The organism is Rhodovulum sp. ES.010 (assembly GCF_900142935.1).
Taxonomy (GTDB): domain Bacteria; phylum Pseudomonadota; class Alphaproteobacteria; order Rhodobacterales; family Rhodobacteraceae; genus Rhodovulum.
Genome location: NZ_FSRS01000001.1, coordinates 963,223 through 989,218, shown reverse-complemented (window position 1 = coordinate 989,218; position 25,996 = coordinate 963,223). Strand labels below are relative to the sequence as shown.

General features: G+C 66.3%; 18 protein-coding genes and 1 tRNA gene. 9 read left to right on the top strand and 10 right to left on the bottom strand.

Translation table 11 applies throughout. The features are described from left to right. The first annotated feature begins 15 nt into the window (after positions 1-15). Positions 16-1,623, top strand: coding sequence for a peptide chain release factor 3 (locus tag BUR28_RS04935; RefSeq protein WP_074219117.1), 1,608 nt, complete (start codon positions 16-18; stop codon positions 1,621-1,623). A gap of 18 nt (positions 1,624-1,641) precedes the next feature. Here the strand turns inward: BUR28_RS04935 and BUR28_RS04930 are convergent, their stop codons facing one another. Beyond that, positions 1,642-3,129 (bottom strand): tetratricopeptide repeat protein, encoded by a 1,488-nt coding sequence (locus BUR28_RS04930; protein WP_175566896.1) that lies wholly within the window; start codon positions 3,127-3,129, stop codon positions 1,642-1,644. Between the two features lie 272 nt (positions 3,130-3,401). Between BUR28_RS04930 and BUR28_RS04925 the strand changes: the two genes are divergently transcribed. From BUR28_RS04925 to BUR28_RS04915, 3 genes are all read left to right on the top strand, one after another. Next, complete coding sequence (locus BUR28_RS04925) at positions 3,402-4,505, top strand: hypothetical protein (RefSeq protein WP_074219115.1); 1,104 nt, start codon at positions 3,402-3,404, stop codon at positions 4,503-4,505. A 201-nt stretch (positions 4,506-4,706) separates the two neighbouring features. Further along, complete coding sequence (locus tag BUR28_RS04920) at positions 4,707-5,297, top strand: exopolysaccharide biosynthesis protein (RefSeq protein WP_074219114.1); 591 nt, start codon at positions 4,707-4,709, stop codon at positions 5,295-5,297. Positions 5,298-5,439: 142 nt separating this feature from the next. Beyond that, complete coding sequence (locus BUR28_RS04915) at positions 5,440-6,840, top strand: DEAD/DEAH box helicase (protein WP_074219113.1); 1,401 nt, start codon at positions 5,440-5,442, stop codon at positions 6,838-6,840. 71 nt (positions 6,841-6,911) lie between these two features. Here the strand turns inward: BUR28_RS04915 and trpE are convergent, their stop codons facing one another. The 7 genes from trpE to fabI form a co-directional block, all read right to left on the bottom strand. After that, positions 6,912-8,426 (bottom strand): anthranilate synthase component I, encoded by a 1,515-nt coding sequence (gene trpE / locus BUR28_RS04910; protein ID WP_074219112.1) that lies wholly within the window; start codon positions 8,424-8,426, stop codon positions 6,912-6,914. 4 nt (positions 8,427-8,430) lie between these two features. Then, entirely contained in the window at positions 8,431-10,278 is a 1,848-nt protein-coding gene (locus tag BUR28_RS04905) for a SurA N-terminal domain-containing protein (RefSeq protein ID WP_074219111.1), read from the bottom strand. A gap of 70 nt (positions 10,279-10,348) precedes the next feature. Beyond that, on the bottom strand, positions 10,349-11,527 hold the full coding sequence (locus tag BUR28_RS04900) for an aminotransferase (protein WP_074219110.1): 1,179 nt from the start codon (positions 11,525-11,527) through the stop codon (positions 10,349-10,351). A gap of 3 nt (positions 11,528-11,530) precedes the next feature. After that, positions 11,531-12,031, bottom strand: a complete 501-nt coding sequence (gene gpt, locus BUR28_RS04895) for a xanthine phosphoribosyltransferase (RefSeq protein WP_074219109.1) — start codon at positions 12,029-12,031, stop codon at positions 11,531-11,533. Positions 12,032-12,042: 11 nt separating this feature from the next. Further along, positions 12,043-12,654, bottom strand: coding sequence for a LysE family translocator (locus BUR28_RS04890; RefSeq protein WP_074219108.1), 612 nt, complete (start codon positions 12,652-12,654; stop codon positions 12,043-12,045). A 12-nt stretch (positions 12,655-12,666) separates the two neighbouring features. Continuing rightward, positions 12,667-13,269, bottom strand: a complete 603-nt coding sequence (locus tag BUR28_RS04885; protein WP_074219107.1) for a LysE family translocator — start codon at positions 13,267-13,269, stop codon at positions 12,667-12,669. Positions 13,270-13,273: 4 nt separating this feature from the next. Next, positions 13,274-14,092 carry an enoyl-ACP reductase FabI gene (fabI, locus tag BUR28_RS04880; protein ID WP_074219106.1) on the bottom strand — a complete coding sequence of 273 codons (819 nt, stop codon included), beginning with the start codon at positions 14,090-14,092 and terminating at the stop codon, positions 13,274-13,276. A 99-nt stretch (positions 14,093-14,191) separates the two neighbouring features. Between fabI and pdxH the strand changes: the two genes are divergently transcribed. From pdxH to BUR28_RS04855, 5 genes are all read left to right on the top strand, one after another. Then, a complete protein-coding gene (pdxH, locus tag BUR28_RS04875) occupies positions 14,192-14,797 on the top strand; it encodes a pyridoxamine 5'-phosphate oxidase (protein WP_074219105.1) in 606 nt (201 codons plus the stop codon). Between the two features lie 119 nt (positions 14,798-14,916). Next, entirely contained in the window at positions 14,917-15,459 is a 543-nt protein-coding gene (locus tag BUR28_RS04870; protein ID WP_074219104.1) for a cold-shock protein, read from the top strand. Beyond that, the gene (locus BUR28_RS04865) at positions 15,423-15,899 is read left to right on the top strand and encodes a DUF192 domain-containing protein (protein WP_074219103.1); all 477 of its coding nucleotides are present in this window, start codon (positions 15,423-15,425) and stop codon (positions 15,897-15,899) included. The genes BUR28_RS04870 and BUR28_RS04865 overlap by 37 nt, the downstream gene beginning before the upstream one ends. Before the next feature lie 42 nt (positions 15,900-15,941). Further along, a tRNA-Pro gene (locus BUR28_RS04860) sits at positions 15,942-16,018 on the top strand. Positions 16,019-16,477: 459 nt separating this feature from the next. Then, positions 16,478-20,137 (top strand): vitamin B12-dependent ribonucleotide reductase, encoded by a 3,660-nt coding sequence (locus BUR28_RS04855; RefSeq protein WP_074219102.1) that lies wholly within the window; start codon positions 16,478-16,480, stop codon positions 20,135-20,137. A gap of 338 nt (positions 20,138-20,475) precedes the next feature. Here BUR28_RS04855 and BUR28_RS04850 read toward each other — a convergent pair whose 3' ends face one another. Then, positions 20,476-22,638, bottom strand: coding sequence for a putative bifunctional diguanylate cyclase/phosphodiesterase (locus BUR28_RS04850; protein WP_074219101.1), 2,163 nt, complete (start codon positions 22,636-22,638; stop codon positions 20,476-20,478). Positions 22,639-22,888: 250 nt separating this feature from the next. Continuing rightward, positions 22,889-25,945: a chemotaxis protein CheB gene (locus BUR28_RS04845; RefSeq protein WP_074219100.1), complete on the bottom strand. Its 3,057-nt coding sequence runs from the start codon at positions 25,943-25,945 to the stop codon at positions 22,889-22,891. Positions 25,946-25,996 lie beyond the last annotated feature (51 nt).

The window sequence follows — 25,996 nt, the reverse complement described above, 5'->3', positions numbered from 1 at the left end:
CCTATATCCGCGGCCATGCTGGACGCCCCCACCAACCGCCCCGAGCTGCCCGCGGAAATCGCCCGGCGGCGCACCTTTGCCATCATCTCGCACCCAGATGCGGGCAAGACGACGCTGACCGAGAAGTTCCTGCTCTACGGCGGCGCGATTCAGATGGCGGGCCAGGTGCGCGCAAAGGGTGAGGCGCGGCGCACGCGGTCGGACTTCATGAAGATGGAGCAGGACCGGGGCATCTCGGTCTCGGCCTCGGCGATGTCTTTCGATTTCAAGGATTTCCGGTTCAACCTCGTCGACACGCCCGGCCATAGCGATTTTTCGGAAGACACCTATCGCACGCTCACCGCGGTGGATGCCGCGATCATGGTGATCGACGGCGCGAAGGGGGTGGAAAGCCAGACCCGCAAGCTATTCGAGGTCTGCCGGCTGCGGGACCTGCCGATCCTGACCTTCTGCAACAAGATGGACCGCGAGAGCCGCGACACCTTCGACATCATCGACGAGATCCAGGAAAACCTTGCCATCGACGTGACCCCGGCCAGCTGGCCGATCGGTATGGGTGTCGATTTCCTGGGCTGCTACGACCTGTTGCACGACCGGTTGGAACTGATGGACCGGGCCGACCGTAACCGAGTGGCCGAGTCGATCAAGATCGAGGGGCTGGACGACCCGAAACTGGCCGAGCACGTGCCCGACCACCTGCGCGAAAAGCTGGTCGAAGAGGTCGAGATGGCGCGCGAACTGCTGCCCAGCCTGGACCCGCAGGCGGTGCTGGAAGGCCACATGACGCCGATCTGGTTCGGCTCGGCGATCAACTCCTTCGGGGTGAAGGAACTGATGGAGGGCATCGGCGCCTACGCGCCCGAGCCGCAGGTGCAGGCGGCCGAACCGCGCCGGATCGCCCCCGAAGAATCCAAGGTGGCGGGCTTCGTCTTCAAGGTGCAGGCCAACATGGACCCGAAGCATCGCGACCGCGTGGCGTTTGTCCGCTTGGCCTCGGGCCATTTTCAGCGCGGCATGAAGCTGACCCATGTACGCTCCAAGAAGCCGATGACGGTGTCCAACCCGGTGCTGTTCCTCGCCGCGGACCGGGAACTGGCCGAAGAGGCCTGGGCTGGCGATATCATCGGCATCCCGAACCACGGGCAACTTCGTATCGGCGACACGCTGACCGAGGGCGAAAGCCTGCGCGTCACCGGGATCCCCAGCTTCGCGCCTGAATTGCTTCAGGCCTGCAGGGCGGGCGACCCGATGAAGGCCAAGCACCTGGACAAGGCGCTGATGCAGTTCGCCGAGGAAGGCGCGGCCAAGGTGTTCAAGCCGATGATGGGGGCGGGCTTCATCGTGGGGGTGGTGGGCCAGCTGCAATTCGAGGTTCTGGCCAGCCGGATCGAGATGGAATACGGCCTGCCGGTGCGGTTCGAGCCGACGCAATTCACCTCGGCGCGCTGGGTCCATGGCGAGAGGGCCGCGGTCGACGCCTTCACGCAGAAGAACAAGCAGCACATGGCCACCGACAACGACGGCGACGTGGTCTACATGACGCGGCTGCAATGGGATATCGACCGGGTCGCCCGCGACCACCCGGACCTGACGCTGAGCGCGACCAAGGAAATGCAGGTCTGACGCCGGGCGGCTGGCGCCTCAGTCGGCGCCGATCGTGTCACGCGCCTGTTCAGCATACTTGAACTCGGGATCGGCGGCCAGGGCCGCCTCGATCAACGCGCGGCCCTCGTCCTCCCGGCCCTGAGCGAGGCGCACCAGCCCGAAACGATAGGCGGCGACGGCATCACCGGGCGTCTCGGCATGCAGCGCGGCATACACGTCCGCGGCGCGGGCCAGGTCCCCGGCCTGAAACATCGACCAAGCCAACGTCTCCTTCACGTCGGGGATCTCGGGGGCCAGCTCGACCGCGCGCTGGGCCAGTTCCGCCGCGGCGGACGGTTCCGTTTCGGCGATCAGCGCCGCCAGGTTGTTGAGTGCGATCCAGTTGTCGGGCTGCATTTCGACCGCGCGCTCGTAGTTCTTGCGCGCGTCCTGCGGCTGGCCCTGCATTTCCCTGAGCGTCGCCAGCCAGGCAAAATCCGCAGCCGTCGCGCCAGGGCGCGCGACAAGCGTTTCGGCCCGGGCTGCGGCGGCGTCAAGCCGGCCCAGACGCATTTCGGCGAGGCTTGCGGCCTTGGTGAGCGCGGGATTCTCCGGGGCCAGGCGCAACCCTTCGGAATAGGTTGCAAGGGCGGTTTCGTAGTCTCGCATTGCACCTTGCAGATTGCCGAGCTGCAACAGAACGGCGGGGGATTCGGGAAACTCCTCGCGCGCCGCGGTCAGCTGCGTCTTTGCCGCGGCGGTATTGCCGTCCTGCAAGGCCAGTTGCGCCAGGCCCAGCCGGCCCGAGGGGCTCTGGGCGCGCCCGGCGATTCGTTCGAGATGGGCGCGCGCGGTGTCGCGCTCGCCGGCGGCAAGGGCGGCCCGTGCGGCGGTTTCCAGCACCGGCAGCGGCGCGTCGGGCCGCGCGGCAAGCGGACCCAAGGCGGCGGCGGCCTCTCCTGGCCGGCCCGCCTTCGCAAGTGCCCGCGCCAGGTTCAGCGCCGGCTCGGGCGCCTCTGCCGGGGCCGCGTCGACCGCGGCGCGGAAACGCTCGATCGCTGCGTCGAGGTCGCCTTTCGCCTCCAGCAGCTGGCCGAGCGAATCCTGCGCCGGCCAGGTGCCCGGGTCGCGTTCGACCGCCTCGGTGTAGGCTGCCTCGGCTTCGTTCAGTCGCCCGGTGCTGCGCAGCAGGTCGCCGATCACCACCAGCGGCTGCGCGTTGGAGGCGTAGAGGTTGGCCGCCTTGCGCAGCGCCACGAGCGCCTCGTCCACGCGGTCGAGATTGGCGAGGCTGAGGCCGAGAAGATACCAGCCGTCCGCCAGGTCGGGTGCGCTTCGCGTCACATCGCGGGACAGGGCCTCCGCCTCGGCGAACCGGCCCTCCTGCAGCGCGGTGCGGCCCTTCTCCAGCGTCTCGCTCTGCGCCGTGTCGGAGGGCGGCAGGAGACTGTCGAGCCCGATGGTGCCGGCGCCGGCAACCCCGCCGGCGAGAATGGCGGCCGAGACCGCCAGTGCAAGGCCACCAAATCGAATCTGTCCCGTCACGTCATCCTCCGATGCCTGATCCCGTTCGGCGATTGCCATGCTAGGTAGCGCGCCGGGCTTCGTCCAGTGCCGCGAGAGCGCTGTCGAGGGGGCTGCCAAGCCCGTCGGGCTGTGCGGTCCGGGGACCGGAGGATGGACAAAGAGGGGCGGCGGATGGTACCAATATAAACGAGTCACCGGCCCGTAACCGAGGGTTTATTCAACGGGGGTGGCAGGGGGTGACGATTTTACTGCCGATATCGGCGAACATTATTGTGCAAGGTGGGGAAGCTATGACTATAAGACTCTGTGCGGCCGCTTCGGTCGCGACTTTCGCGTTCGGCGGGGTCGCCTACGCGGATTCGATTTCGCCAGCGAGCTACAGCGATACGCTGAGCGTCGGTGAGAGCGTGACCATCGAAAAGACGGTCGTAGTCGAAGAAAGTGCCTCGTCGGCGCTGCTCGACGTCCACTTCCTGTTCGATACCTCTGGCAGCATGGGCGGCGCGATCGGTGCGGCCAAGACCGATGCCGGTGCGATCCTGACGGGACTGTCCGGTTTCGGCGGGGACCTTGCCGTTGGGGTGGGGGCCTTTTCCGAAGGTGCCAACCTGACGAATGCGGCGCCCGGAAACGTCGTCAACCAGGATCTGACGACCAGCGCCGCGACCGCGCAATCGGCGATCAACGCCATCACGCTCGGCAATCCCGATGGCGGCGGCGACTTCCCCGAGCGCGGGCAGGACGCCGTGAAACTGGCGGCCGACAACGTGTCGTGGCGCCCCGGGTCGAACCGCTTTATCGTCGCGCTCGGCGACGCGTCGTGGAAGAACGATCTGACGACCGATGCGCAGGCCATTGCCGCGCTGGACGCCGCGAACGTGTCGCTGATAGGCCTTCGCTTCAGCAACTTCAGTGCAAGCGACCCGGATTCGGATGATACGACGTTCACCCAGTCGGTCGAGGATCTCGGTGGCACGTCCTTCGCGACGGGCACTGGCACGGGCGACGTCGTCGATTCGATCATCGCCGGCATCACCGCGAGCTTTGCCGAATACGAAAAGGTGACCGTCGACGATCTGGGCAATGGTCTTCCGTTCATCGATGTGTCGGTCGTGTGCACCAGCGCCGATGTCGGCTCCTGCGTGGGCGACACCGCGGAAGGCAGCTATGATCGCTCGGTGGCCCGCAGCTTCACCTTCGACGTGACCTTCACCCGGCTCGCCGCGGGCGAAGCCAGCTTCGATACCTATGGGCTGGTGGACGGCGGCATCGTCGCGACCGAGGCCGATCGCTTCACCGACGGCACCGACGGGGTCATCCCGCTGCCGGCCTCCGGCCTGCTGCTGCTCAGCGGCGTGGGTGCGCTGGCCTTCCGGCGCCGCAACCGCGGCTGATCCGGTCATAACCGATTGTCAGGCGGGCGCCTTCGGGCGCCCGTTTCTCGTTCGGAACGGTCTCGCGGCGCGTCGCTCGGGGCCGATCCCGCGACATACTTGATTTGACGCGGCGGTGCGGCGACATCTTGGAAGGGGCAGGGGATGTGCCCCTCCCTTTCGCCGGGCTCCCGGCACCCCGAGGCGGGACGGCCGCGCGCGATGAGTTCTGACGACGACTGGATCATCTCGGGCTTGCTCGAAGACCTTGCCGCGCTTGCGCTGTCGCGCGACCGCATCAGCGTGGCGGAACTGGTCGAGACCATGGGTCGACGCGGCTTCGGCCCGCTTCTCGTCGTGCTGTCGGCCTTCCTGATCCTGCCCGTGGGAATCCTTCCCGGTATCCCCGCGGTCGTTTCGATTCTGCTGATCCTCGTGGGCGGACGGATGATGTCCGGCGAGACGACGCTCTGGATCCCCGCCCGCCTCGGGCGCGTGGGCTTCTCGGGGCATGTCCTGGCGGCCTCGGTCGCCCGCGCCCAGCCCGTTGCGCTCAGGCTGCGCCCGCTCGTCGCGCCGCGCCTGGCCTTCCTCGTCTCCAGCGCGGTGATGAGCCGTGTGGTCGCGTTGATCCTGATGGTCACCGGCGCGGTAATCCTGCTGGTGGGCTTCATCCCCGGGCTGCCCTTCGTGCTGTCGCTTCACGTGCTGCTTCTCGGGATCGCGCTGTCCTCGCGCGACGGCCTGGTTGCGCTGCTCGGTTACGCGCTGCTCGTGCCGGAGGTCCTGTTCATCTGGAAAGTGTTCCTCTGACGTGCGGGGCCCGCTGCGTGCCTTGACGAAGGGCCGTGCATCGCCTAATCACCGACGCAAGAGGAATGACCCGGCAATCCGGCCGGTCGGGCCGCGCGGACAGGAGCGGCCGAGTAGAGCCGCAACCACGCCAAGGACCCTGATGACCACATTCGCCGATCTGGGGCTGGACCCCAAGGTGCTTTCCGCCATTTCCGACGCGGGCTATAACGAGCCAACGCCCATCCAGGCCGGGGCCATTCCACCCGCGCTCGAGGGGCGCGACGTGCTGGGGATCGCCCAGACCGGCACGGGCAAGACCGCCGGTTTCGTTCTGCCCATGATCACGCTTCTGGGCCGTGGGCGGGCGCGGGCGCGCATGCCCCGCAGCTTGGTGCTGGCCCCCACGCGCGAACTTGCCGCGCAGGTGGCCGAGAACTTCGACACCTATGCTAAGAAGACCAAGCTATCCAAGGCGCTGTTGATCGGGGGCGTGTCGTTCAAGGAACAGGACGCGCTGATCGACAAGGGCGTGGACGTGCTGATCGCCACGCCCGGCCGCTTGCTGGACCATTTCGAGCGCGGCAAGCTGTTGCTGACGGGCGTGCAGATCATGGTGGTGGACGAGGCCGACCGGATGCTCGACATGGGGTTCATCCCCGATATCGAGCGCATCTTCCAGCTGACCCCCTTCACCCGGCAGACCCTGTTCTTCTCGGCCACCATGGCGCCCGAGATCGAGCGGGTGACCAACACCTTCCTCTCGGCGCCGGCCAAGGTCGAGGTCGCGCGCCGCGCGACCACCGCCGAAAGCATCGAACAGGGCGTGGTGGAATATACCGCCTCGCGCAAGGATCGCCAGGCCAGCGAAAAGCGGGCACTCCTGCGCGCGCTGATCGACCGCGAGGGCGAGGGTCTGAAGAACGCGATCGTCTTCTGCAACCGCAAGACCGAGGTGGATGTCGTCGCCAAGTCGCTGAAGAAGCACGGCTATGACGCGGCGCCGATCCATGGCGATCTCGACCAGTCGCAGCGGACCCGCACGCTGGAAGCCTTCCGCAACGGCGAGCTGCGCCTGCTGATCGCCTCGGACGTGGCCGCGCGCGGGCTCGACATTCCCGCGGTGAGCCACGTGCTCAATTACGACGTGCCCAGCCATGCCGAGGATTACGTGCACCGGATCGGCCGCACCGGCCGCGCCGGGCGGCAGGGCAAGGCGCTGACGATCTGTGTGCCCCACGACACCAAATGGCTCGGCGCGATCGAGGCGCTCGTTGAGAAAGAAATCCCCCGTGTCGAGAGCCCGCTGAAGGCGCCGCCTGAAAGGGAAAGGCCCCGGCGCGGTGGGGGCAAGGAAAAGACTGCCGGCGAGAAGCGCACGGCGCCCGACACTTCCATCGCAGCGGCGCCCGAACCGGCGCCGAAGGAGAAGGGCGGGCGCGGCAAGCGTGGCGGCAAGGGCCGGGACGAGCCTGTGGTCGGTATGGGCGATCACGTCCCCGCCTTCCTCACCCGGTCGTTCAAGCCGAAATCCGAGACCACCGAGGAACCGGCGGACGGGTAGGGCACAGCGTATCGGAACGATTCGTCGGCTCGGCGGGGTGGTAAGACCCCGCTGACCGGTCGTGTGCGCCCTCAGCCGTTGCCGCGTTTGACGAACCGCGCGGCCTCCGCGGCGGCGGCGCGCAGGGCATTCGACTTGTTTACGGTTTCCTGCCACTCCGCCTCTGGCTCGCTGTCATAGACGACGCCGCCGCCGGCCTGGATATAGAGCGTCTCGTCCTTCACCACGGCGGTGCGCAGCGCGATGCACATGTCCATGTCGCCGCCGGCGGCGAAATAGCCCACGCCCCCGCCATAGACGCCGCGCTTTTCGGGTTCCAGTTCGTCGATGATCTCCATCGCTCGCACCTTGGGCGCACCCGAGACCGTACCCGCGGGCAGCCCGGCGAGCAGCGCCGAAAGCGCGTCGTGATCGTCGGAAATCTCGCCCACCACGTTCGAGACGATGTGCATGACGTGGCTGTATCGCTCGATGATAAACTCCTCGGTCGGGCGAACCGTGCCGATCTTGGCAACCCGGCCCACGTCGTTCCGGCCGAGGTCCAGCAGCATGAGGTGTTCGGCGCGTTCCTTCTGGTCGGCCAGCAGATCGGCTTCCAGCGCGCGGTCCTCTTCCGGCGTCGGTCCGCGTGGCCGCGTTCCGGCGATCGGGCGGATCGTGACCTCGCCCCCGCGCAGGCGCACGAGGATTTCAGGGGATGCACCCACGACCTGGAAGCCCCCGAAATTGAAGAAAAACATGAAGGGCGAGGGGTTGGTGCGCCGGAGCGAGCGGTAGAGCGCGAAAGGCGGCAGCGGGAAACCCTGCGCCCAGCGCTGGGCGGGAACCACCTGGAAAATGTCGCCGGCCCGGATGTAGTCCTTGGCCTTTTCCACCGCCGCCATGTAGGCCGCCTTGGTGAAGTTCGACACCGGCTCGCCCACTTCGGCCGCCTCGCCGAAATCCCTTGTCTCGGCGGGCACCGCCCGGTCGAGATCGCGCAGTGCGTCCATCACCCGTTCGGCGGCCTGAGCATAGGCGGCCTTGGCCGAAACTCCCGATTCGGGCCGGGCAGGGGAGACGATCGTCACTTCGCCTTTCACCCCGTCCAGAACCGCCACGACCGAGGGACGCAGCATCATCGCGTCGGGGAGGGCGAGCGGATCGGGATTGACGTTCGGCAGGCGCTCGACCAGCCGGATCATGTCGTAGCCGAGATAGCCGAACAGCCCGGCCGCGATCGGCGGCAGGTCGTCTGGCATATCGATCGCGCTTTCGGCCAGCACCTGGCGCAGCGTGTCAAGCGGGTGGCCCGGCATCTCCTCCCAGGCGTCCGCATCGAACCGGGCATTACGGTTGATGCGGCTGCCGTCGCCCCGGCATTGCCAGACGAGGTCGGGTTTAAGCCCCACGACGGAATACCGTCCGCGCACCTCGCCGCCCGTGACCGACTCCAGCATGAAGCTGTCGCGCCGCGCGCCGGCGAGCTTGAGCATCAGCGAGACCGGCGTGTCGAGGTCGGCGGCGAGCCGGGCGTAGACAATCTGTGGTTTGCCGGCGTCGTAGCCCGCCTGGAAACCCGCGAAATCGGGGATCAGCTTGGCCATCGGCTTACCGGAACTGCGCGTGAACGGCGTTGAGCGCCGCCTGTTCGAGCGAAAGGCCGGCGCTGTTCACCAGAGCCTCGGCGAAATACAGGTAGAGGTCCTGCGCGATCCCCTGGCCGGCCTGGGCTGCGAGGCTTTCGCGCAGGAAAGCCGCGCCCGGTTCGGTCTCGTCGGGCGGCAGGATCGCGTCGAGCCGGATGAGCCAAGCGCTTTCCCCCACGGCCACCACCGCGGTTCTGCCCGCGTCCTCCAGCGCGAACAGCGCCTCGGAAAGCGGCGCCGGGGTCAGGCCGCCGCGCGACAGCGCCTCCTCGTGCTCGACGGGCAGGCCAAGCCCGTCCATCGCGACGCCTTCCTTCAGCAGGTCCTGCAGCGCCTCGGCCCGTTCGGTCAGCCGCGCGCGCGTCTGGGTGGCGCGCCAGTCTTCGGCAACCTGGCTGCGTACCTCTTCCAGCGGGCGCAGCTTGGGCGGCACCTCCTCGTCGAGGCGCAGCGCGAAGACCCCGCCTTCCTCGAGTTCCAGAAGCTCGGGAAAATCGCCCTCGGCCAGAATTTCCGCCGCCTCGCGGAACCCGGCATACGCGGCGATGCCCGACGCGCTCTCGGCCGTGTAGCCGATCTGACCGAGCTCCATCTCGGTTTCGGCGGCGAGGTCCTCAAGCGTGGCGCCAGCGGCCAGACGGTCGTCGAAATCGGTGATGCGCTCGGAGATCAGGCGGATCGCCCGGTCGCGCGCGGCCTGGTCGGCCAGCGTCTCGCGCGCCTCCTCGTAAGAGGTTTCCTGCGCTGGCAGGATAGCGTTTACGCGAAAGATCGCGGGTCCGAGATCGGAGAGGTGCGGCCCCGTCACGCCCGGCTCGGTGAGTGCGAACACCGCCGCGCCGGCGTCGCCGCCGATATCAACTTGTGTGACATCCCCCATGTCCACGTCGGCCAGCGTTAGGCCGCGCGCGTCGACGGCGTCGTCGAACCCGGTCTCGCCCGCAATGATCGCCTCCATCGTTTCTGCCGCATCATCCTCGGTTTCGAAGACGAGGCGCTCCACCAGGCGCCGCTCGGACTGGACGAACTCGTCGATCCGCTGCTCGTAAAGTTCGCGCAGCATCTGGTCGTCGGGCTCGATCCGGTCGAGCATCATGTCCGGCGTGAGCCAGGCATAGGTGATCCTGCGGGTCCGCGGTGCGGTGTAGGCATCGGGATTGGCCTTGTAATGCTCGGCGATCTGGGCGTCGGTCGGGTCGGGCATCGGCGCGTCGAGATCGGCCGCTGTCAGGCGGATGAGGCTCGCGCTGCGCCGTTCGGCGAGGAAGCCGTAAAGCGTCGCGGCATAGGTCTCGGGCGGGCCGATCCCCGCGACCACGCCCGCCTGCAACAGCGAGCGGGCGGCGTCCGCGCGAACCTGCGCCTCGAACGTGGATTCCGTCAGACCGTTCTGTTCCAGCACGAAGCGATAGGTCTCGCGGTCGAACTCCCCATCGGGGCCCTGGAAAGCCGGCACCGACAGGACCTCCCGGGCGACCTCGTCGTCGCCCACCGAAATGCCAAGCCTCTTCATCTCGTTATCGAGGGCGGCATCGGCGATCACGCGCGCGCGCACGCGCTCGACCAGGCCGGCCGCCTGCGCCTCGGCAAAGGTGACCGCGTCGCCCGTGGCGGCCTGCTGGGCGTTCAGTTCCTGGCGCAATGCGCGGGCATAGGCGTCGACGGAAATCTCCTCGTCCCCGACCTCGCCGATGGCGTCGATGGAGCCGCCGAAATTGGAGATGCCGAAGCCGCCGAGCCCGAGGATCAGCAGACCCATCAGCACCCAGACGGCGACCTTCGAGGCCTGCTTGCCGACGGATTTGGACATGGGCGCGGTGCCTCCCTCGCTGCATGGGTTTCCGACGGTGTGTAGGTCTTCGCGGGCCTGCCCGCAAGGGTCAGGCGCGGAAGGCGGACAGCCGCTCGAAGAGACGCGCGATGCCGCCTGCGTCGATATTGGCGAAGGCGATACGCAGCTGCTTGCGCGCCCCGGTGTCGCCTTCGGGGTGGAACATCGTGCCGGGCAGCAGCAGCACCCCAGCCTCTTCGACCAGCCGCCGCGCAAGGTCGTCCGACGCCACCGGCCAGGGATGGGCGGCATAGGCGAAATAAGCGCCTGCGCCCAAGAGGTGCCACCCCTCAAGCGCGGGGAATCCCGCCTCGATCGCGGCGCGGCGGGCAAGGATTTCCTGCCGCTCCCCGGCCAGCCAGTCGCCCAGGTTGCGCATCCCCCAGAGCGCGGCGCGCTGGCCGAGCTGGTTCGGGCAGATCGCCACCGTGTCGAGGAATTTCTCGACCTCGGCGAGCCGGTCCTGGTGCGCGAAGATCGCGCCGACGCGATGCCCGGTCAGACGGTAGGCCTTGGAGAAGGAATAGAGATGGATCAGCGTGTCGGCCCAGTCGGGGTCTTTGAACAGGGCGTGCGGCGCACCCTTGCCCGAATGGTAGTCGCGATAGGTCTCGTCGAGGATCAGCGCGATCCCGTGGCGGCGGCACAGCGCCGTGAACGCTGCCAGCACCTCGGCGGGGTATTCGACGCCGGCGGGATTGTTCGGCGTGACCAGCACGATGGCCCGCGTGCGGTCGGTGATGAGACGGCCCGCACGCTGCACCTCTGGGATCAGGCTGTCGCCGGTGGCCAGCGGCACGGCGCGGATGCCGGCCATGTCGAGCCACATCTTGTGGTTGAAATACCAGGGCGTGGGCAGGATCACTTCATCGCCGTCCGCGGCGAGCGTCGCGATCGCCGCGCAGAACGCCTGGTTGCAGCCCTGGGTGATGGCGACCTGACCGGGCGCTATCTCTCCGCCATAGCCGGCGGACCATTGCGCGGCCAGTTCCTCGCGCAACTCCGGCAGGCCGAGGACGGGGCCGTAGAGATGGGCGGCGGTTTCGGTCAGCGCGGCCTCGGCGATGGCCGCGCGCAGCCCCTCGGGCGGGGCGTCCATCGGAGCGGCTTGGCTGACATTGATCAGCGGCCGGTCCTCGGGGAAGGTGATGCCGTCGAGCCAGCGCCGTGCCGCCATCACTGGCGGCGGGACGGTGGCAGCCATGCGCGGGTTGAGCGGGCGTATCATCGCTCAGGCGCCGCGATAGGGTTCGACATATTGCAGCGCCATGTCCCAGGGGAAGAAGATCCAGGTGTCCTGGCTGACCTCGGTGATGTAGGTGTCGACCATCGGCTTGCCCTTGGGCTTTGCATAGACCGTCGCGACATGCGCCTTGGGCATCAGCGCCTTCACAACCTCCAGCGTGCGGCCGGTGTCCACCAAGTCGTCGACGATCAGCACGCCGGTGCCGTCGCCCACCACCTCCATGTCGGGGGTCTTGATGATCCTGGGCGCGGCCTGGGTCTGGTGATTGTAGGATTTCACGCTGATCGTGTCGACCATGCGGATGTCGAGTTCGCGCGAGACGATCATCGCCGGCGCCATGCCGCCCCGCGTGATCGCCACCACCGCGCGCCATCGGCCTTCGTTGGGCCCTTGCCCGTCGATCCGCCACGCAAGCGCGCGGGCGTCGCGGTGCAACTGGTCCCAGCTGACGTGAAAGCCTTTCTCGTGGGGCAAACGGTCTTTCATCCTGTCGTTCCCTAGCTGAACGCAATCCTGGCGCCGAACCCTGCGATGAGCGTGCCGAAGAGCCGGTCGAGCGCGGTCTTCATCCTTGCATAGACCGCACGCGCCTTGGGGAAGGAGAACACGCGGGCGACGGAGAGATACCAGAGCGTTTCGTTGAAGAAGATCACCGCGATGAGCGCGGCGCGGACGGCCAGCGGCGCATCGGTCGGCACCAGCCCGACGAAGACGGCGCCGAAGAAGATCGCGGTCTTGGGGTTGGTCGCGAAGGTGAGGAAGCCGAACCGGATCGCAGCGCGCGTGCTGCGCGGGTGCAGGCTGCCAAGCTCCGGCAGCGGCTCGCGCGCGTGGCGCCACATCATCACCGCGATAAAGACCAGGAAGGCGGCACCGGCGAGCTTCATCGCGACGAAAAGGGCGGGCACGAGTTCGAAGAGCAGGGCAAGCCCGGCCATCGCCGCTGTCGCCCAGAGTGCCGCACCCAGCCCGAAGCCTAGTGCGAGCGCCGCGGCCGTGCTGAACCCTTCGGACGCGGCGGTGCGCACGCTGACCACGAAGGAGGGGCCCGGGCTCATCGCGGCCATCAGGTGGATCAGGCAGACTGAGAGGAAGGCGGCAAGCGTCATAGTCTTTTTTCCTCAGCGGCCCAGCAGCAGGCGCAGCCCCAGCGCGCCAAGCACCGCGGCGGCGATCCGGTCGAGCACCGGCTTGGCCCGCAGGTAGCCCATCCGCGCGCCGCGCCCCGACAGGAGCGCCGCGAAGAGGGCGTAAACGATCACCTCGACCGCGAAATGGTTTGCCACGACCAGCGCCTTGGCGGCCGCGCCCATGTCGGGCGGGAAGATCACCACCAGCACCGAGGCGGCGAAGAGCATCGATTTCGGGTTGGCGAGGTTCACCAGCACGCCGCCGAGGAAGGCCCGGCGGCCCGGATGGGCGCTGTCGGCGACAGGCTTGCGCGCATCGCGCCACATGCCCCAAGCGATGTAAAGCAGATAGCCCGCGCCCACAACTTTCAGTACGGCATAGGCCCAGGGAAACACGCGGAACACCGCATCCAGCCCCAAAAGCGCCGCGCTCGTCCAAGCCGCCGCCATGAACCCCAGCCCCGCGCCGGTCGCCACGCCGGTGGCAAATCCGCCCGCGATCGCCTGCCGCAGCGCGTAAAGCAGCGCCGGACCCGGCGCCGCCATCGCCGCCAGCAGCGTCAGATTGAAGGCGATCAGGTGGGCGGGCTCCATCGCGTCACTTTCGGCCGGTCACCGCGTCGATATCGGGGGCGTCCACCGCCTTCATGCCAACCACGTGATAGCCCGCATCGACATGGTGCACCTCGCCGGTCACCCCGCTGCCGAGGTCTGACAACAGATAGAGCGCCGACTTGCCGACCTCCTCTTGGCTCACGTTGCGGCGGAGCGGTGAGTTCAGCTCGTTCCACTTCATGATGTAGCGGAAATCGCCGATGCCCGAGGCGGCCAGCGTCTTGATCGGGCCGGCCGAGATCGCGTTGACGCGGATACGCTCCTTGCCCAGATCCTCGGCCATGTAGCGCACGGACGCCTCGAGCGCGGCCTTGGCCACGCCCATGACGTTATAATGCGGCATCACGCGCTCGGCCCCGTAATAGGTCAGCGTCAGCGCCGAGCCGCCCTCTGTCATCATCTTGGCCGCCCGCTGGACGACCGCGGTGAAGGAGTAGACCGAGATGTCCATCGTCGTCGCGAAATTGTCGCGCGTCGTGTCGACATAGCGACCGCGCAGCTGTTCCTTGTCGGAAAAGCCGATGGCATGGACGATGAAGTCCAGCCGGTCCCAGCGTCGGGCCAACCCGTCGAAGAGCGCGTCAAGCGAGCCCTCTTCGGCGACGTCGCATTCCAGCACGAAGTCGCTGCCGAGACTTTCGGCCAGCGGCCCCACCCGTTTTTTCAGCGCGTCGCCCTGGTAGGAAAACGCCAGCTCCGCCCCGTGTTCCGCGCATTGTTGCGCGATGCCCCAGGCGATGGACTTGTCGTTGGCAAGCCCCATGATAAGCCCGCGCTTGCCTTCCATCAGTTTCGTTGACATCCGGTGCCCCTCGACCACCTATGCGAAAAGTGACGCCGGTGTAGGGCAAATGCACCGACCCATCAAGGGCGCCACGACCGAGGCAGGAGCGCACAGAGCATGTCCGACAGAGCAGGTATTTTCGCCGGCGACGACCCGTTCCGGATCGCACAGGCATGGCTGACCGAGGCGGAGAAGGCCGAACCGGCCGATCCCAACGCCATCGCGCTGGCCACCGTCGATGCAGACGGGCTGCCCAACGTACGCATGGTGTTGCTCAAGGAGATCGAGCCCGATGCGTTCGTCTTCTACACCAACTACGACAGCGCCAAGGGGGCCGAGATTTCCGCAACGGGCAAGGCCGCTTTCGTGTTACACTGGAAATCGTTGGGGCGTCAGGTGCGGGTGCGCGGTATGACGGAGCGCGAAGAGGGAGCGAAGGCCGATGCCTATTTCGCATCGCGCGCGCTGAAGAGTCGGCTGGGCGCGTGGGCCTCGCGGCAGTCGCGTCCCTTGCCCTCGCGGGCGGCCCTGATGGGCGAGGTGGGACGGGTCGCGGCGAAGAAGGGAACCGCCCCGGCGCGGCCGCCCTTCTGGGGCGGAATCCGCATTCGTCCGCTGGAAATCGAGTTTTGGGCCGATGGCCAGTTCCGGCTGCATGACCGGTTCCAGTGGCGACGGGAGACGCTTGAGTCGGATTGGGGCGTGACGCGACTATATCCCTGACATTCGCGCTTCGTGAACGGCAAGGCTCTGCCAAGAGGCGCGGAAGCAGCTTGCACAGTCCGGCTCCTGTGTGAAAAGGGAGAGCCGGGAGGTAGTCGGTTCAGTCCGGTTGGGGTGAAATGGCCAACGACAACGAAGAGGCGCTACGCCGTGTCGCGGGACGCGTGAAGTGGTTCGACCCCAGCAAGGGGTTCGGCTTCGTGATCGCGGACGAGGGCGGCCCGGACATCCTGCTCCATGCCAACGTGCTGCGGAATTTCGGCCAGAGTTCGGTGGCCGACGGCGCGGGCGTGGAGCTTCTGGTTCAGAAGACCCAGCGCGGCTTGCAGGCGACCGAAGTGCTGAGGATCGATCCGCCCGAGCCGGGCGATGCGCCGGTCTTCGAGGATGCGATGCGCATCGAGCCTTCGGAACTGGCCAAGCTGCCTCTCGAACCCGCTCGGGTGAAATGGTTCGACAAGGTCAAGGGGTTCGGCTTCGCCAACGTTTTCGGGCGGCAGCAGGATGTCTTCGTTCATATCGAGGTGCTGCGCCGGTCGGGCCTCGCCGACCTGCAACCCGGCGAGGCGATCGCGATACGCGTGACCGAGGGCCAGCGCGGGCAATTGGCAGTGATGGTAGGACCATGGGAAAGCGCGATAACGCCGTCCTCGCGGGACTGATCCTGTGGCTCGCGGCGGCCGGACCGGTTCTGGCCGACTGTGACGGGGACCGAGTGGACCTGCGCGGGGACTGGGGGACGGCCCGGTTCTCGGTGGAAGTGGCCGACGACGCCGACGAACGGGCCAAGGGCCTCATGCATCGCGAGTCGCTTCCCGCCGCGGCGGGCATGCTGTTCGTCTATCCCGAGCCGGGGCGTGTCAGTTTCTGGATGGAGAATACGCTGATTCCGCTCGACATGATCTTCCTCGGGCCCCGCGGGCGCGTGCTCAGGGTGCATGAGAACGCGCGGCCGCTCGACCGCACGCCGATCCATGGCGGCGACGGGGTCCTTGCGGTGCTCGAGATCAATGGCGGACTGGCCGGGCGGCTGGGCATCGCCCAGGGCAGCGAACTGCGCCACCCGGCCTTCGGGCCGGACGCGGCGTGGCCCTGTCCGTAAATCGCTTTCCTTGCGGCGCTGCGGGCGCTATTCAGGCGGCCACGGGGCGTAGCGCAGCCTGGTAGCGCGTCGGTTTTGGGTACCGAAGGTCGTGGGTTCGAATCCCGCCGCCCCGACCAGGCACGGATCTGTTAACCTTTTGACCTCGAGGCGGAATCCGTAGCCGCCGCGTTCATTTCAGTTAACGCCGAAGCGGAATCACAACCATGGCGTGTAAGCTGCTCGCCCGTAGCGGTTTTTCGCGATGGAGTCTCCGGGCCCGGATGGCGCCCGAGCACAAGCTCTTGTGGCACCCAAGGCGTCAACCCCAAAAACTTGCGGATACCTCTAAAAATTTCGTTGACGCTCGGGGCTGGAATCCGTCAACTTGTATAGGCCGAGCGCGATAACACTAATTATGGTGGCAGCGCAGGGCGGGACACGGAAACCGGACCAAGTCGGCGCCCGAAGACAGGGCGCTTCTCCCGGCCGCAAGGCGCGGCCGGGGCCGGGCGGTCCTTGCCCGGCGGCACGGGCATCACGGGGCCGCGACGCCGCACGCGCGGGAAGGCCGAAGACTGACGGAACGGGGCAGACATATGAAGATCGAACGCAGATTCACCACCGAGGGAGCCGGCGCCTATGGCGCGATCGAGTTCACCACGACCACCTCCGAGATTCGCAATCCCGACGGAACGGTGGTGTTTCGCCTCGACGCCGTCGAGGTGCCCGCGGGCTGGAGCCAAGTCGCCTCGGACGTGATCGCGCAGAAGTATTTCCGTAAGGCGGGCGTGCCCGCGCGGCTTAAGAAGGTGCGCGAAAAGGATGTGCCGGAATTCCTCTGGCGTTCGATCCCCGACGAAGCGGCGCTTGCGGAGTTGCCGGAGGAAGACCGCTACGGAGGTGAAACCTCGGCCCGTCAGGTGTTCGACCGGCTGGCCGGCGCCTGGACCTATTGGGGCTGGAAGGGCGGCTATTTCACCGCCGAATCCGACGCCCGCGCCTACTACGACGAGATGCGCCACATGCTGGCCCGGCAGATGGCCGCGCCGAACTCGCCCCAGTGGTTCAACACCGGGCTGCACTGGGCCTATGGGATCGACGGGCCGGGGCAGGGGCATTTCTACGTCGACTGGAAGACCGGCAAGCTGGTGAAGTCGAAATCGGCCTACGAACATCCCCAGCCGCATGCGTGCTTCATCCAGTCGATCCAGGACGATCTCGTGAACGAGGGCGGCATCATGGATCTCTGGGTCCGCGAGGCGCGGCTGTTCAAGTACGGCTCGGGGACCGGCACAAACTTCTCCTCCCTGCGTGCCGAAGGCGAGGCCCTGTCAGGCGGGGGCAAGTCCTCCGGCCTGATGGGGTTCTTGCGCATCGGCGACCGGGCCGCGGGCGCGATCAAGTCGGGCGGCACGACCCGTCGAGCAGCGAAGATGGTGATCTGCGACATGGATCACCCCGATATCGAGGACTTCATCAACTGGAAGATCATCGAGGAACAGAAGGTCGCGAGCCTGGTGGCGGGCTCCAAGACCCATGAGAAACACCTCAATGAGATCTTCGATGCCATCCGCGCGTGGGACGGCAAGGAAGAAGACGCCTACGACCCCGCGGCCAACGCGGGGCTGAAATCGGCGATCCGGGCCGCCAAGAAGGCCCTGATCCCCGAGGCTTACGTCAAGCGCGTGCTGGATTACGCGCGGCAGGGGTATTCGTCGATCGAGTTCCCCACCTACGATACAGACTGGGACAGTGACGCCTACGCCACCGTCTCGGGCCAGAACTCCAACAACTCGGTCCGCGTCACCGATGCCTTCCTGAAGGCCGTGAAGGACGACGCGGATTGGGAACTGGTTCGGCGCACCGACGGCAAGGTCGCGAAGACCGTGAAGGCCCGCGAACTGTGGGACCAGGTGGGCCACGCCGCCTGGTCCTGCGCCGATCCGGGCATCCAGTTCCACGACACGATCAACGCCTGGCACACCTGCCCGACGGACGGGGATATCCGCGCCTCCAATCCTTGCTCGGAATACATGTTCCTCGACGACACGGCCTGTAACCTGGCGTCGATGAACCTGCTGACGTTCCAGCGGGACGGCGTGTTCCAGGCCGAGGACTATGTGCACGCCACCCGGCTCTGGACGCTGACGCTGGAAATCAGCGTGATGATGGCGCAGTTCCCCTCGAAGGAGATCGCGCAGCTTTCCTACGACTTCCGCACGCTGGGGCTTGGCTACGCCAATATCGGCGGGCTCCTGATGAACATGGGGCTCGGCTATGACAGCGAGGAGGGCCGGGCGCTCTGTGGCGCGCTGACCGCGATCCTGACCGGCATCGCCTATGCCACCTCGGCCGAGATTGCCGGCGAGTTGGGCGCCTTCCCGGGCCATGGCCGGAACGCCGACCACATGCTGCGGGTGATTCGCAACCACCGCCGCGCGGCCCATGGCCAGTCCGAGGGCTACGAGGAGCTTGCGGTCAAGCCAGTCCCGCTGGACATCGCCAATTGCCCCGATGCCGGGCTGGTGGAGCTTGCCATGGGCGCCTGGGACGAGGCGCTGACACTGGGTGAGCGGCACGGGTTCCGCAACGCGCAGGTCTCGGTCATCGCGCCGACGGGCACGATCGGTCTGGTGATGGATTGCGACACCACCGGCATCGAGCCCGATTTCGCGCTGGTGAAGTTCAAGAAGCTCGCCGGCGGCGGCTATTTCAAGATCATCAACCGCTCGGTGCCGGCCGCGCTGGAAACGCTGGGCTACGGTCCCGCGCAGATCGAGGAGATCATCGCCTATGCGGTCGGCCACGGCTCGCTCGGGAACTGCCCGGGCATCAATCACACGGCGCTGATCGGCCACGGCTTCGGGCAGGCGGAACTCGACAAGATCGAGGCGGCGCTGCCTTCGGCTTTCGACATCCGCTTCGTCTTCAACCAGTGGACCCTGGGCGAAGAGTTCTGCACCCGGACCCTTGGCATTCCGGCCGCGAAACTGAACGATCCCGCCTTCGATCTGCTGCGCCACCTGGGCTTTTCCAAGGCCGAAATCGAGGCCGCCAACGACCATGTCTGCGGGACGATGACGCTTGAAGGCGCGCCGCATCTGGACCCGACACATTACCACATCTTCGACTGTGCCAATCCCTGCGGCAAGAAGGGCCGGCGGTTCCTCTCCGTCGACAGCCACATCCGCATGATGGCCGCAGCGCAAAGCTTCATCTCGGGCGCGATCTCCAAGACGATCAACATGCCCAACGACGCGACCATCGAGGATTGCCTGAACGCCTATGAGCTGTCCTGGTCGCTGGGAGTGAAGGCCAACGCGCTCTACCGCGACGGCTCGAAACTCAGCCAGCCGCTGTCCGCCAGCCTCGTCGAGGACGACGAGGAGGCCGAAGAGGTGCTGGCCACCGGCTCGATCCCGGAAAAGGCGCAGGTGGTCGCGGAAAAGATCGTCGAGAAGGTGGTGGTCAAGGAGGTTGTGCGCAGCCACCGCGAAAAGCTGCCCGAGCGCCGCAAAGGCTACACGCAAAAGGCCATCGTCGGCGGCCACAAGGTGTATCTGCGCACCGGCGAATACGAGGACGGCAGCCTTGGCGAAATCTTCATCGACATGCACAAGGAGGGCGCCGGCTTCCGGGCGATGATGAACAACTTCGCCATCGCGGTTTCCGTGGGCCTGCAATACGGCGTCCCGCTGGAGGAGTTCGTCGAGGCCTTCACTTTCACCCGGTTCGAACCCGCCGGCATGGTCCAGGGCAACGAGACGATCAAGAACGCCACCTCGATCCTCGATTACATCTTCCGCGAACTGGCGGTGAGCTATCTCGACCGCACGGACCTGGCACATGTCAAACCCACGGGCGCTGCGTTCGACGAGCTTGGCGGGGGCGACCAGGAAGGCAAGGTCAGCAACGTCTCGCCGGTGTCGGACAGTGCGGCGTCGAAATCGCTGGAAGTGCTGAAACAGATCAGTTCGACCGGCTACCTGCGCAAGCGCCTGCCGCAGGAACTGGTGGTGCTCCAGGGCGGAATGGGTGCCACGGCGCTGGACAGCGCCGCCGACCCGGTGGCCGCGCTGCAGACCATGGTGCCCGAGACTGGGGCCGCCGTCGGAACCGCAATCGACGCCCGCACCAAGGCCAAGATGCAGGGCTACGAGGGCGACCCCTGCGGCGAATGCGGCAACTACACTCTGGTCCGCAACGGCACCTGCATGAAGTGTAACACCTGCGGGGCGACGAGCGGGTGTAGCTGAGGCTGGGTGCCGGGTGCCGCTCCGGCGAGCGCCCGCCCCGAACCGGCTCCGCAATGAGAACGCGGTCGGACGTCGGTTGCTGTAGCCGTGAACAAGGATCCGAGGCGGGTGCGCTCGCCTCTGACGTCGAGAAGGCCCAGGCAAAGCCAGAGAGCATCGAGCGGTAAGGACAGAGCCTGATCGACGACCCTGGCCCCCTCGCATCGGAGGGGGCCTTTCTTTTGTGCACGGCTGCCAACACCACGCGACCGCTGCGCGCACAGCTGGAACCCGCGCATTGGTCCGGGGGCCGGTTGGCGCCTTGGAGCAGGTCGTTCGCGAAAACGCGGTGCGGTGGACTACTTGGGGCTCGTGTCGGACCGGAAGGCCGCGAATTCGTCTGCCTCCAGCGCGGGTCTGACCAAATACCCTTGGCCCAGGTCGCATCCGTTGTCGGCCAGCCATGCCAGTTGGCCCTCGGTCTCGATTCCTTCCGCAACCGATTGTAGGCCGAGGCTTTCGCTCAGTGCCAGGATGGCACGCACGATCGCATGGGACCGGCCCTCGTCCTGGTCGAGCTTGGAAATGAAGCTCCGGTCGATCTTGAGTTCGCTGGGATTGAGTTTCTGCAGGTAGGACAGCGACGAGTAGCCCGTCCCGAAATCGTCGATCGATATCCTGATGCCCGCCTCCGCGAGAATGGCCAGCGCCTTCGCAGCTTCCAGCGGGCTGTTCATCAACCCGGTTTCGGTGATTTCCAGCGACAGCAAGTCGCCTGGGACATCGTACAGGTTGAGCAAGGACAGCACCGTAGGCACGAAATCGGTTGATTGGAGAGATCGTGCCGCGATGTTCACGGAAACCGGAATCCGCAGACCTTGCCCCAACCATACGCGCTGTTGTTCCGCGAAGAGTTTCAGGACGCGCAGGTCGAGTGCCTTGTACAGGCCGTTCGTCTCGGCCAAGGGGACGAATTCCGAGGGCGCGACTTCCCCCAGGATCGGGTCCCGCCAGCGCAACAGCGCCTCGCCACCGACGATCCGGCCTGTGCCCGAGATCTCGAATTTCGGTTGATACATCAGGCGGAAACGGTCTTCGGCAAGTGCCTGGCGAAGCGCGCTCAGCACCCGCAGGCGCCGTTCGCTCGCGACCCGCAACTCCTTGCTGAATCGCGAAATCCTGTCGCGCCCCCCGAGCTTCGCGGAATAAAGCGCGTTGTCCGCCGCGTTCAGCAGGTCCTCCGCGCAGCGCGCGTCCTCCGGGAAATGGCTCAGGCCGGCGCTGAAGGTCAACAGGATGCGGATGCCGTCGATTTCGGTCGTCGACCGGATTTCATCGAGCGCCGACTGCAGCAGGCGTTCCGCCTCGCACGGTGCCATGTCGACCAGGTAGAGGATGAACTCGTCCCCGCCGTAGCGCGCGACATGGCCGCGGTCCCCGATCGCGGCGCTGAGCTGGTGGGCAAAGGCACACAGCACGCCATCGCCCGCATCGTGCCCCATGCTGTCGTTGACGTCCTTGAACCCGTCGATATCGACGAATCCGACAACGATCTGGCCGCCACGCCCGCGTGACGTTTCGATCTGGTCTCGGAGCTTCTCTAGGAAGACGGGCCGATTGTAGAGGCCGGTCAGAGGGTCGCGCATGGACAGTTCCGCGAACCGGTCAAGCGCCTGCTGCGGATTCACGGCGTGGTCCATGTCCGAGACGTCGGTGGATATGCCTCCGATCGCGTAGGTCCTGCCGCCCTCATCCAGCAGCGGAAACTTGTGTATGTGGATGGTGCGCGCGTGTCCGGCCGCGTCGATATACGCGCCAAATGTGTTTCGTGGCTGTCCCGACACCAGAACCTCGACATCGAGCGTCCACGAGCCGACAAGATTCTCGTATTTCGACCTGTGCTGGCCGGTCAGGCGCCCCGGGCGACCAATTCGGTCCTGCGTGGCGGCGTTCGCGAAGATGAGGTTGCCGGACGTGTCGAAGGCGTAGATCAGGGTTGAGGTCGCTTCGCCGACGCTTTTCCAGAGGTGGCCTTCGTGCTCCAGCCGGTTCGTGGCCGTCTGGTCCACGAACACCATGAGAGCAAGCCGGTCTTCGTCGGCCCCGGCCGGCAGAGGGGTGATGTGGGCGTCGTAGCTGAGCACCGTCCCGTCCAGCCGCCTTTCGACAAGGCGCCGCGCGACAGTTGGAGAGGTTGCGTGCGGCATCGCCGAGAGCACTGCGTGCAGTCGGCCGCGTGCCTCCTGGACCATGTGGCGATAGATGGAGCGGTTCGCCAGAAAGTCCGCGGCGACCACGCCGAACAGGGGGGCGGCTGCCTCGTTCGATTCTCTGATGACACCGCGACGATCCAAGACGAGGGCGGGGAGCGGAAGATTCTCGAAGATCGTCAGATATCGGTGAAGGTCGTCCTGCGTCGCCGCCCAGGACGCCAGGAGTTCTTGGTTCTGAAGTTCGAGTTCCGTTCTGGAAAGGCGCGCCGGTTCGGACTCGGTCAGTTCGTCCTTGAACGCGACAAGCACCTCCGCGAGAGGGTCTTCCGCTGGGGGGGGCGATGCACAGTCCTCTGGCCCTGCAGGTGAACCGGTGTCATGCGCGTCCGTTTCCCGAACGCCCGAACGGTCCTCGGCGTGCCCATCGTTTCGTCCCATGCCCGAAGGTCTGTCCCAGGATGCCCATGTTCTTTTGCCGACGGCATTCTTGTGCGGCTTGGCCTAACATCCGGTAAACGCGGAGCGCGAGAGCTTCGGAAAGCGCATTGCGATCAGTCGATTAGTCGGGCGAGGGGGATTTGCCTTCCATGTCGCCGGAAAACTGTGCCTCGATCTTCCGATACCATGACGTGATGTTGATATGGCTGACGACGGCCGCGAATTCCGAGCCGCTCACCGGGGCGGCCGTCATGTAGAACCAGCGTTCTTCATCGGGCGTATGGCACGGATACTCGATCGCGAACCTGCTGCGCGCGCCGGACAGGACTTCGCCAAGGCCTCTGCGCACGCAGGTGGCGATGCGGCTGTCTTCCGAGTCCTCGTCGCCATTCGGTAAGGACAGCCCGACCTCGCACGCCTCGAAGTAGTTTGCGCCGACGCCGCAGGTCTGCAGGCCGGGATCGCCGTTGGCCGCCGCGAACCGGTTCCAGGCGGAGTTCGCCATCGCGATCGTGCCGTCGAAATGGAGCACCGCCACATGCTCAGGCAGGGCGTCGATCACCGATTGCAGCCGCTTGAGCGTGCGATGGACCGTGACATCGGTCAGCGTCAGCACCACGCCCCGATGCGTCGTTCCCGAAACAGCATAGGGCGAGATGCGCAGACGGAAGAGTTCGCTGTCGCCGGCAGCGATTTCGCGCTCCAGCAGCGTGCCGCTCTGAATCGTCTCGCGGATGTTGTCCAGAAGATCAGGATATCGGAGCTTGTGCGAGATGTCGCCCAGCGGCCGGCCGATATCGCCTTCGCGCAAGTTGAATATACGGGTCGCATCGGGCGAGAAGCGCCGGATGAGAAGCGTTTCGTCGAGAAAGACCGTCGCGACGCCGACCGCCCGGATCATGCTGCTCAGATCGGCGTTGGCCCGATTGAGTTGTTCCATCTTCTCCTGGAACTCGGCATTGACGGTGTTCACCTCCTCGTTGACGGACTGAAGCTCCTCGTTCGAACTCTGCAGCTCTTCGTTCGAGGCCATCAGTTCCTCGTTCGTGGCCTGCAGTTCCTCGTTCGACGTCTCGAGCGCTTCGATCGTCGCTTGAAGATCCGCGCGCGTGGCATTCAGATCCGCCTCCAGGATATCGATCCGGGTCTTTGCCACGGTGGCCAGGTCCATCCGTTCGGGGTGCGGTCCTTCCATGCCGGCGCCATCGTCCGTGTGGAAGCTCAAGACCACGCAGGTCGGCTGTGCGGGCGACCTGATCGGCATCGCGTGCAGGTGCAGGGTGGACGCCTTTTCACCGTCATCAACCTGGATCGGGTCGGACTCGAAGGCCTGCTGCGCGTCGATGGCCTTTTGCACCAGAACGCTGGCGACCGACGCGATCGGCTGGGGCAGCAGGCGCGACAGGTCCAGGCTGGCGCGGCCGGGTTGGGTCCGAAGGACCGCCCCGACATTGCCGATGAAGTGCAGGACATTCTGTTTGTCGTCGAGCAGGATCGACGGCGGCGCCCAGGCCTCCAGCAGCGATTGCACCGCCGCATCGAACAGGTCCTTTTCCGGATTCGGCGCGGGTGCGGCCGGCCGCCCGGTCGATCCTGCGAGCGACGCGTCGAGGCTGGACTTCTCCCGCCGGGATCGGGCGACGCGGTCGTCCGATTGCGTTATCGGCACCGTCATCGAGCCGGCATCCGGGTAGCCCTCGGCGACGCGGCGGAAGATCTTGTTCTTGCCATCGCAGACATGAAACCCCCGCTGGTCCCCCGACATCGTTTCGCTCGTTCCGAGGAACAGATAACCTCCTTTCTGAACTGCGTATTTGAGGCGACGCAGCGCCGTCTCCTGGCCGCGCCGGCGCAGGTAGATCAGCGTGTTGCGGCAGCTCACCAGATGCATCCGCGTGAACGGCGGGTTCGTCAGCAGATCATGGCGCGCAAATACGATCGACTGGCGCAGTGCCCCCGAGACCTTCAGCGACTCGCCTTCGCACAGGAAGAACCGCTCGATACGCTCCGGGCTGACCTCGGTGCGGATCGAGGCCGGATAGACGCCTGCCGCCGCGATTTCGAGGTTCTGCTGGCTGACATCCGTCGCGAAGATCTTGATCGGCTGGTGACGCCCGGCCCGGTGCAGCCCCTCGTGCAGGAGCATGGCGATGGAGTAGGCTTCCTCGCCGGTGGAACAACCAGCGACCCAGGCGCGCAGCGTGTCGTGGTGGTCGAGGCTGTCGATGATCGCGGGGATGACGCTCCCTTCCAACTCCTCGAACGGTTTGCTGTCCCGAAAGAACCGCGTGACAGAGATCAGGAGTTCCCGGTGCAGCGCGGCCACTTCGTCCGGCGAGTTTTGGATCACGGCCAGATAGGCCGGCAGGTCGCGAACGCCGAGAACCTGCATCCGGCGCCCGAGCCGACGCATGACGGTCGAACTCTTGTAGAGGCGAAAATCGATCCCGGTCGCCTCGCGGACAAGCTCGAAGATATGGTTCAGCGTGCTGGGCCCGGTGGCTTTCTCGGAGGGCTCTTCAGGCGTGGGCGGGGCGATATCCACGTCACGCGGCAGATCGACGATCCGCGACCGGTCCTGAAGTTCAATTGCCTTCGGCGCCAACTCGCCCACCGGCAATACCGCGTCCGCGACGCCAGTGCCGCGAACACTGGCGGGCATCCCGTCGAACCTCGCATCGGCCGGGTCCTGAATCAGCACGAGCCCTCCCGCCGCATTGATCGCGATCGCACCCCGCGTGCCATCGGCCCCCGTGCCCGACAGCACGATCCCGACGGCCTGCTCGCCATAGCTTCTCGCGAGCGACTCGAAAAACACGTCTATCGGCAGCGAAAGACCCTCGTGGCGCGGTTCGAGACGCAGCATGTCATCTTCGATCCGCATCACGGCATTGGGCGGGATGAGGTAGACGTGGTCGGGCTCGACCGGCGTGTCGGTTTCGATCATCCGCACCGGCATCGCGCATCGGCGGGACAGCAGGTCGGCCATCAGGCTTTCATGCGTCGGTGACAGATGCTGGATCACCACGAAGACCGCGCCGGAGTCGGACGGACAGTTCTCGAAGAAGGATTCAAGCGCCGACAGCCCGCCGGCCGATGCGCCGATCCCGATGACGCTCTTGATGACCTGCCCCGACGGGGCAACTCCGGTCGTTCCGGCGTCCGCGGCACTGCTCATGTCACTGTGTCCGGTCGTTTCGGTTCGCTACGTCTGGGCTCCGCGGCAAGG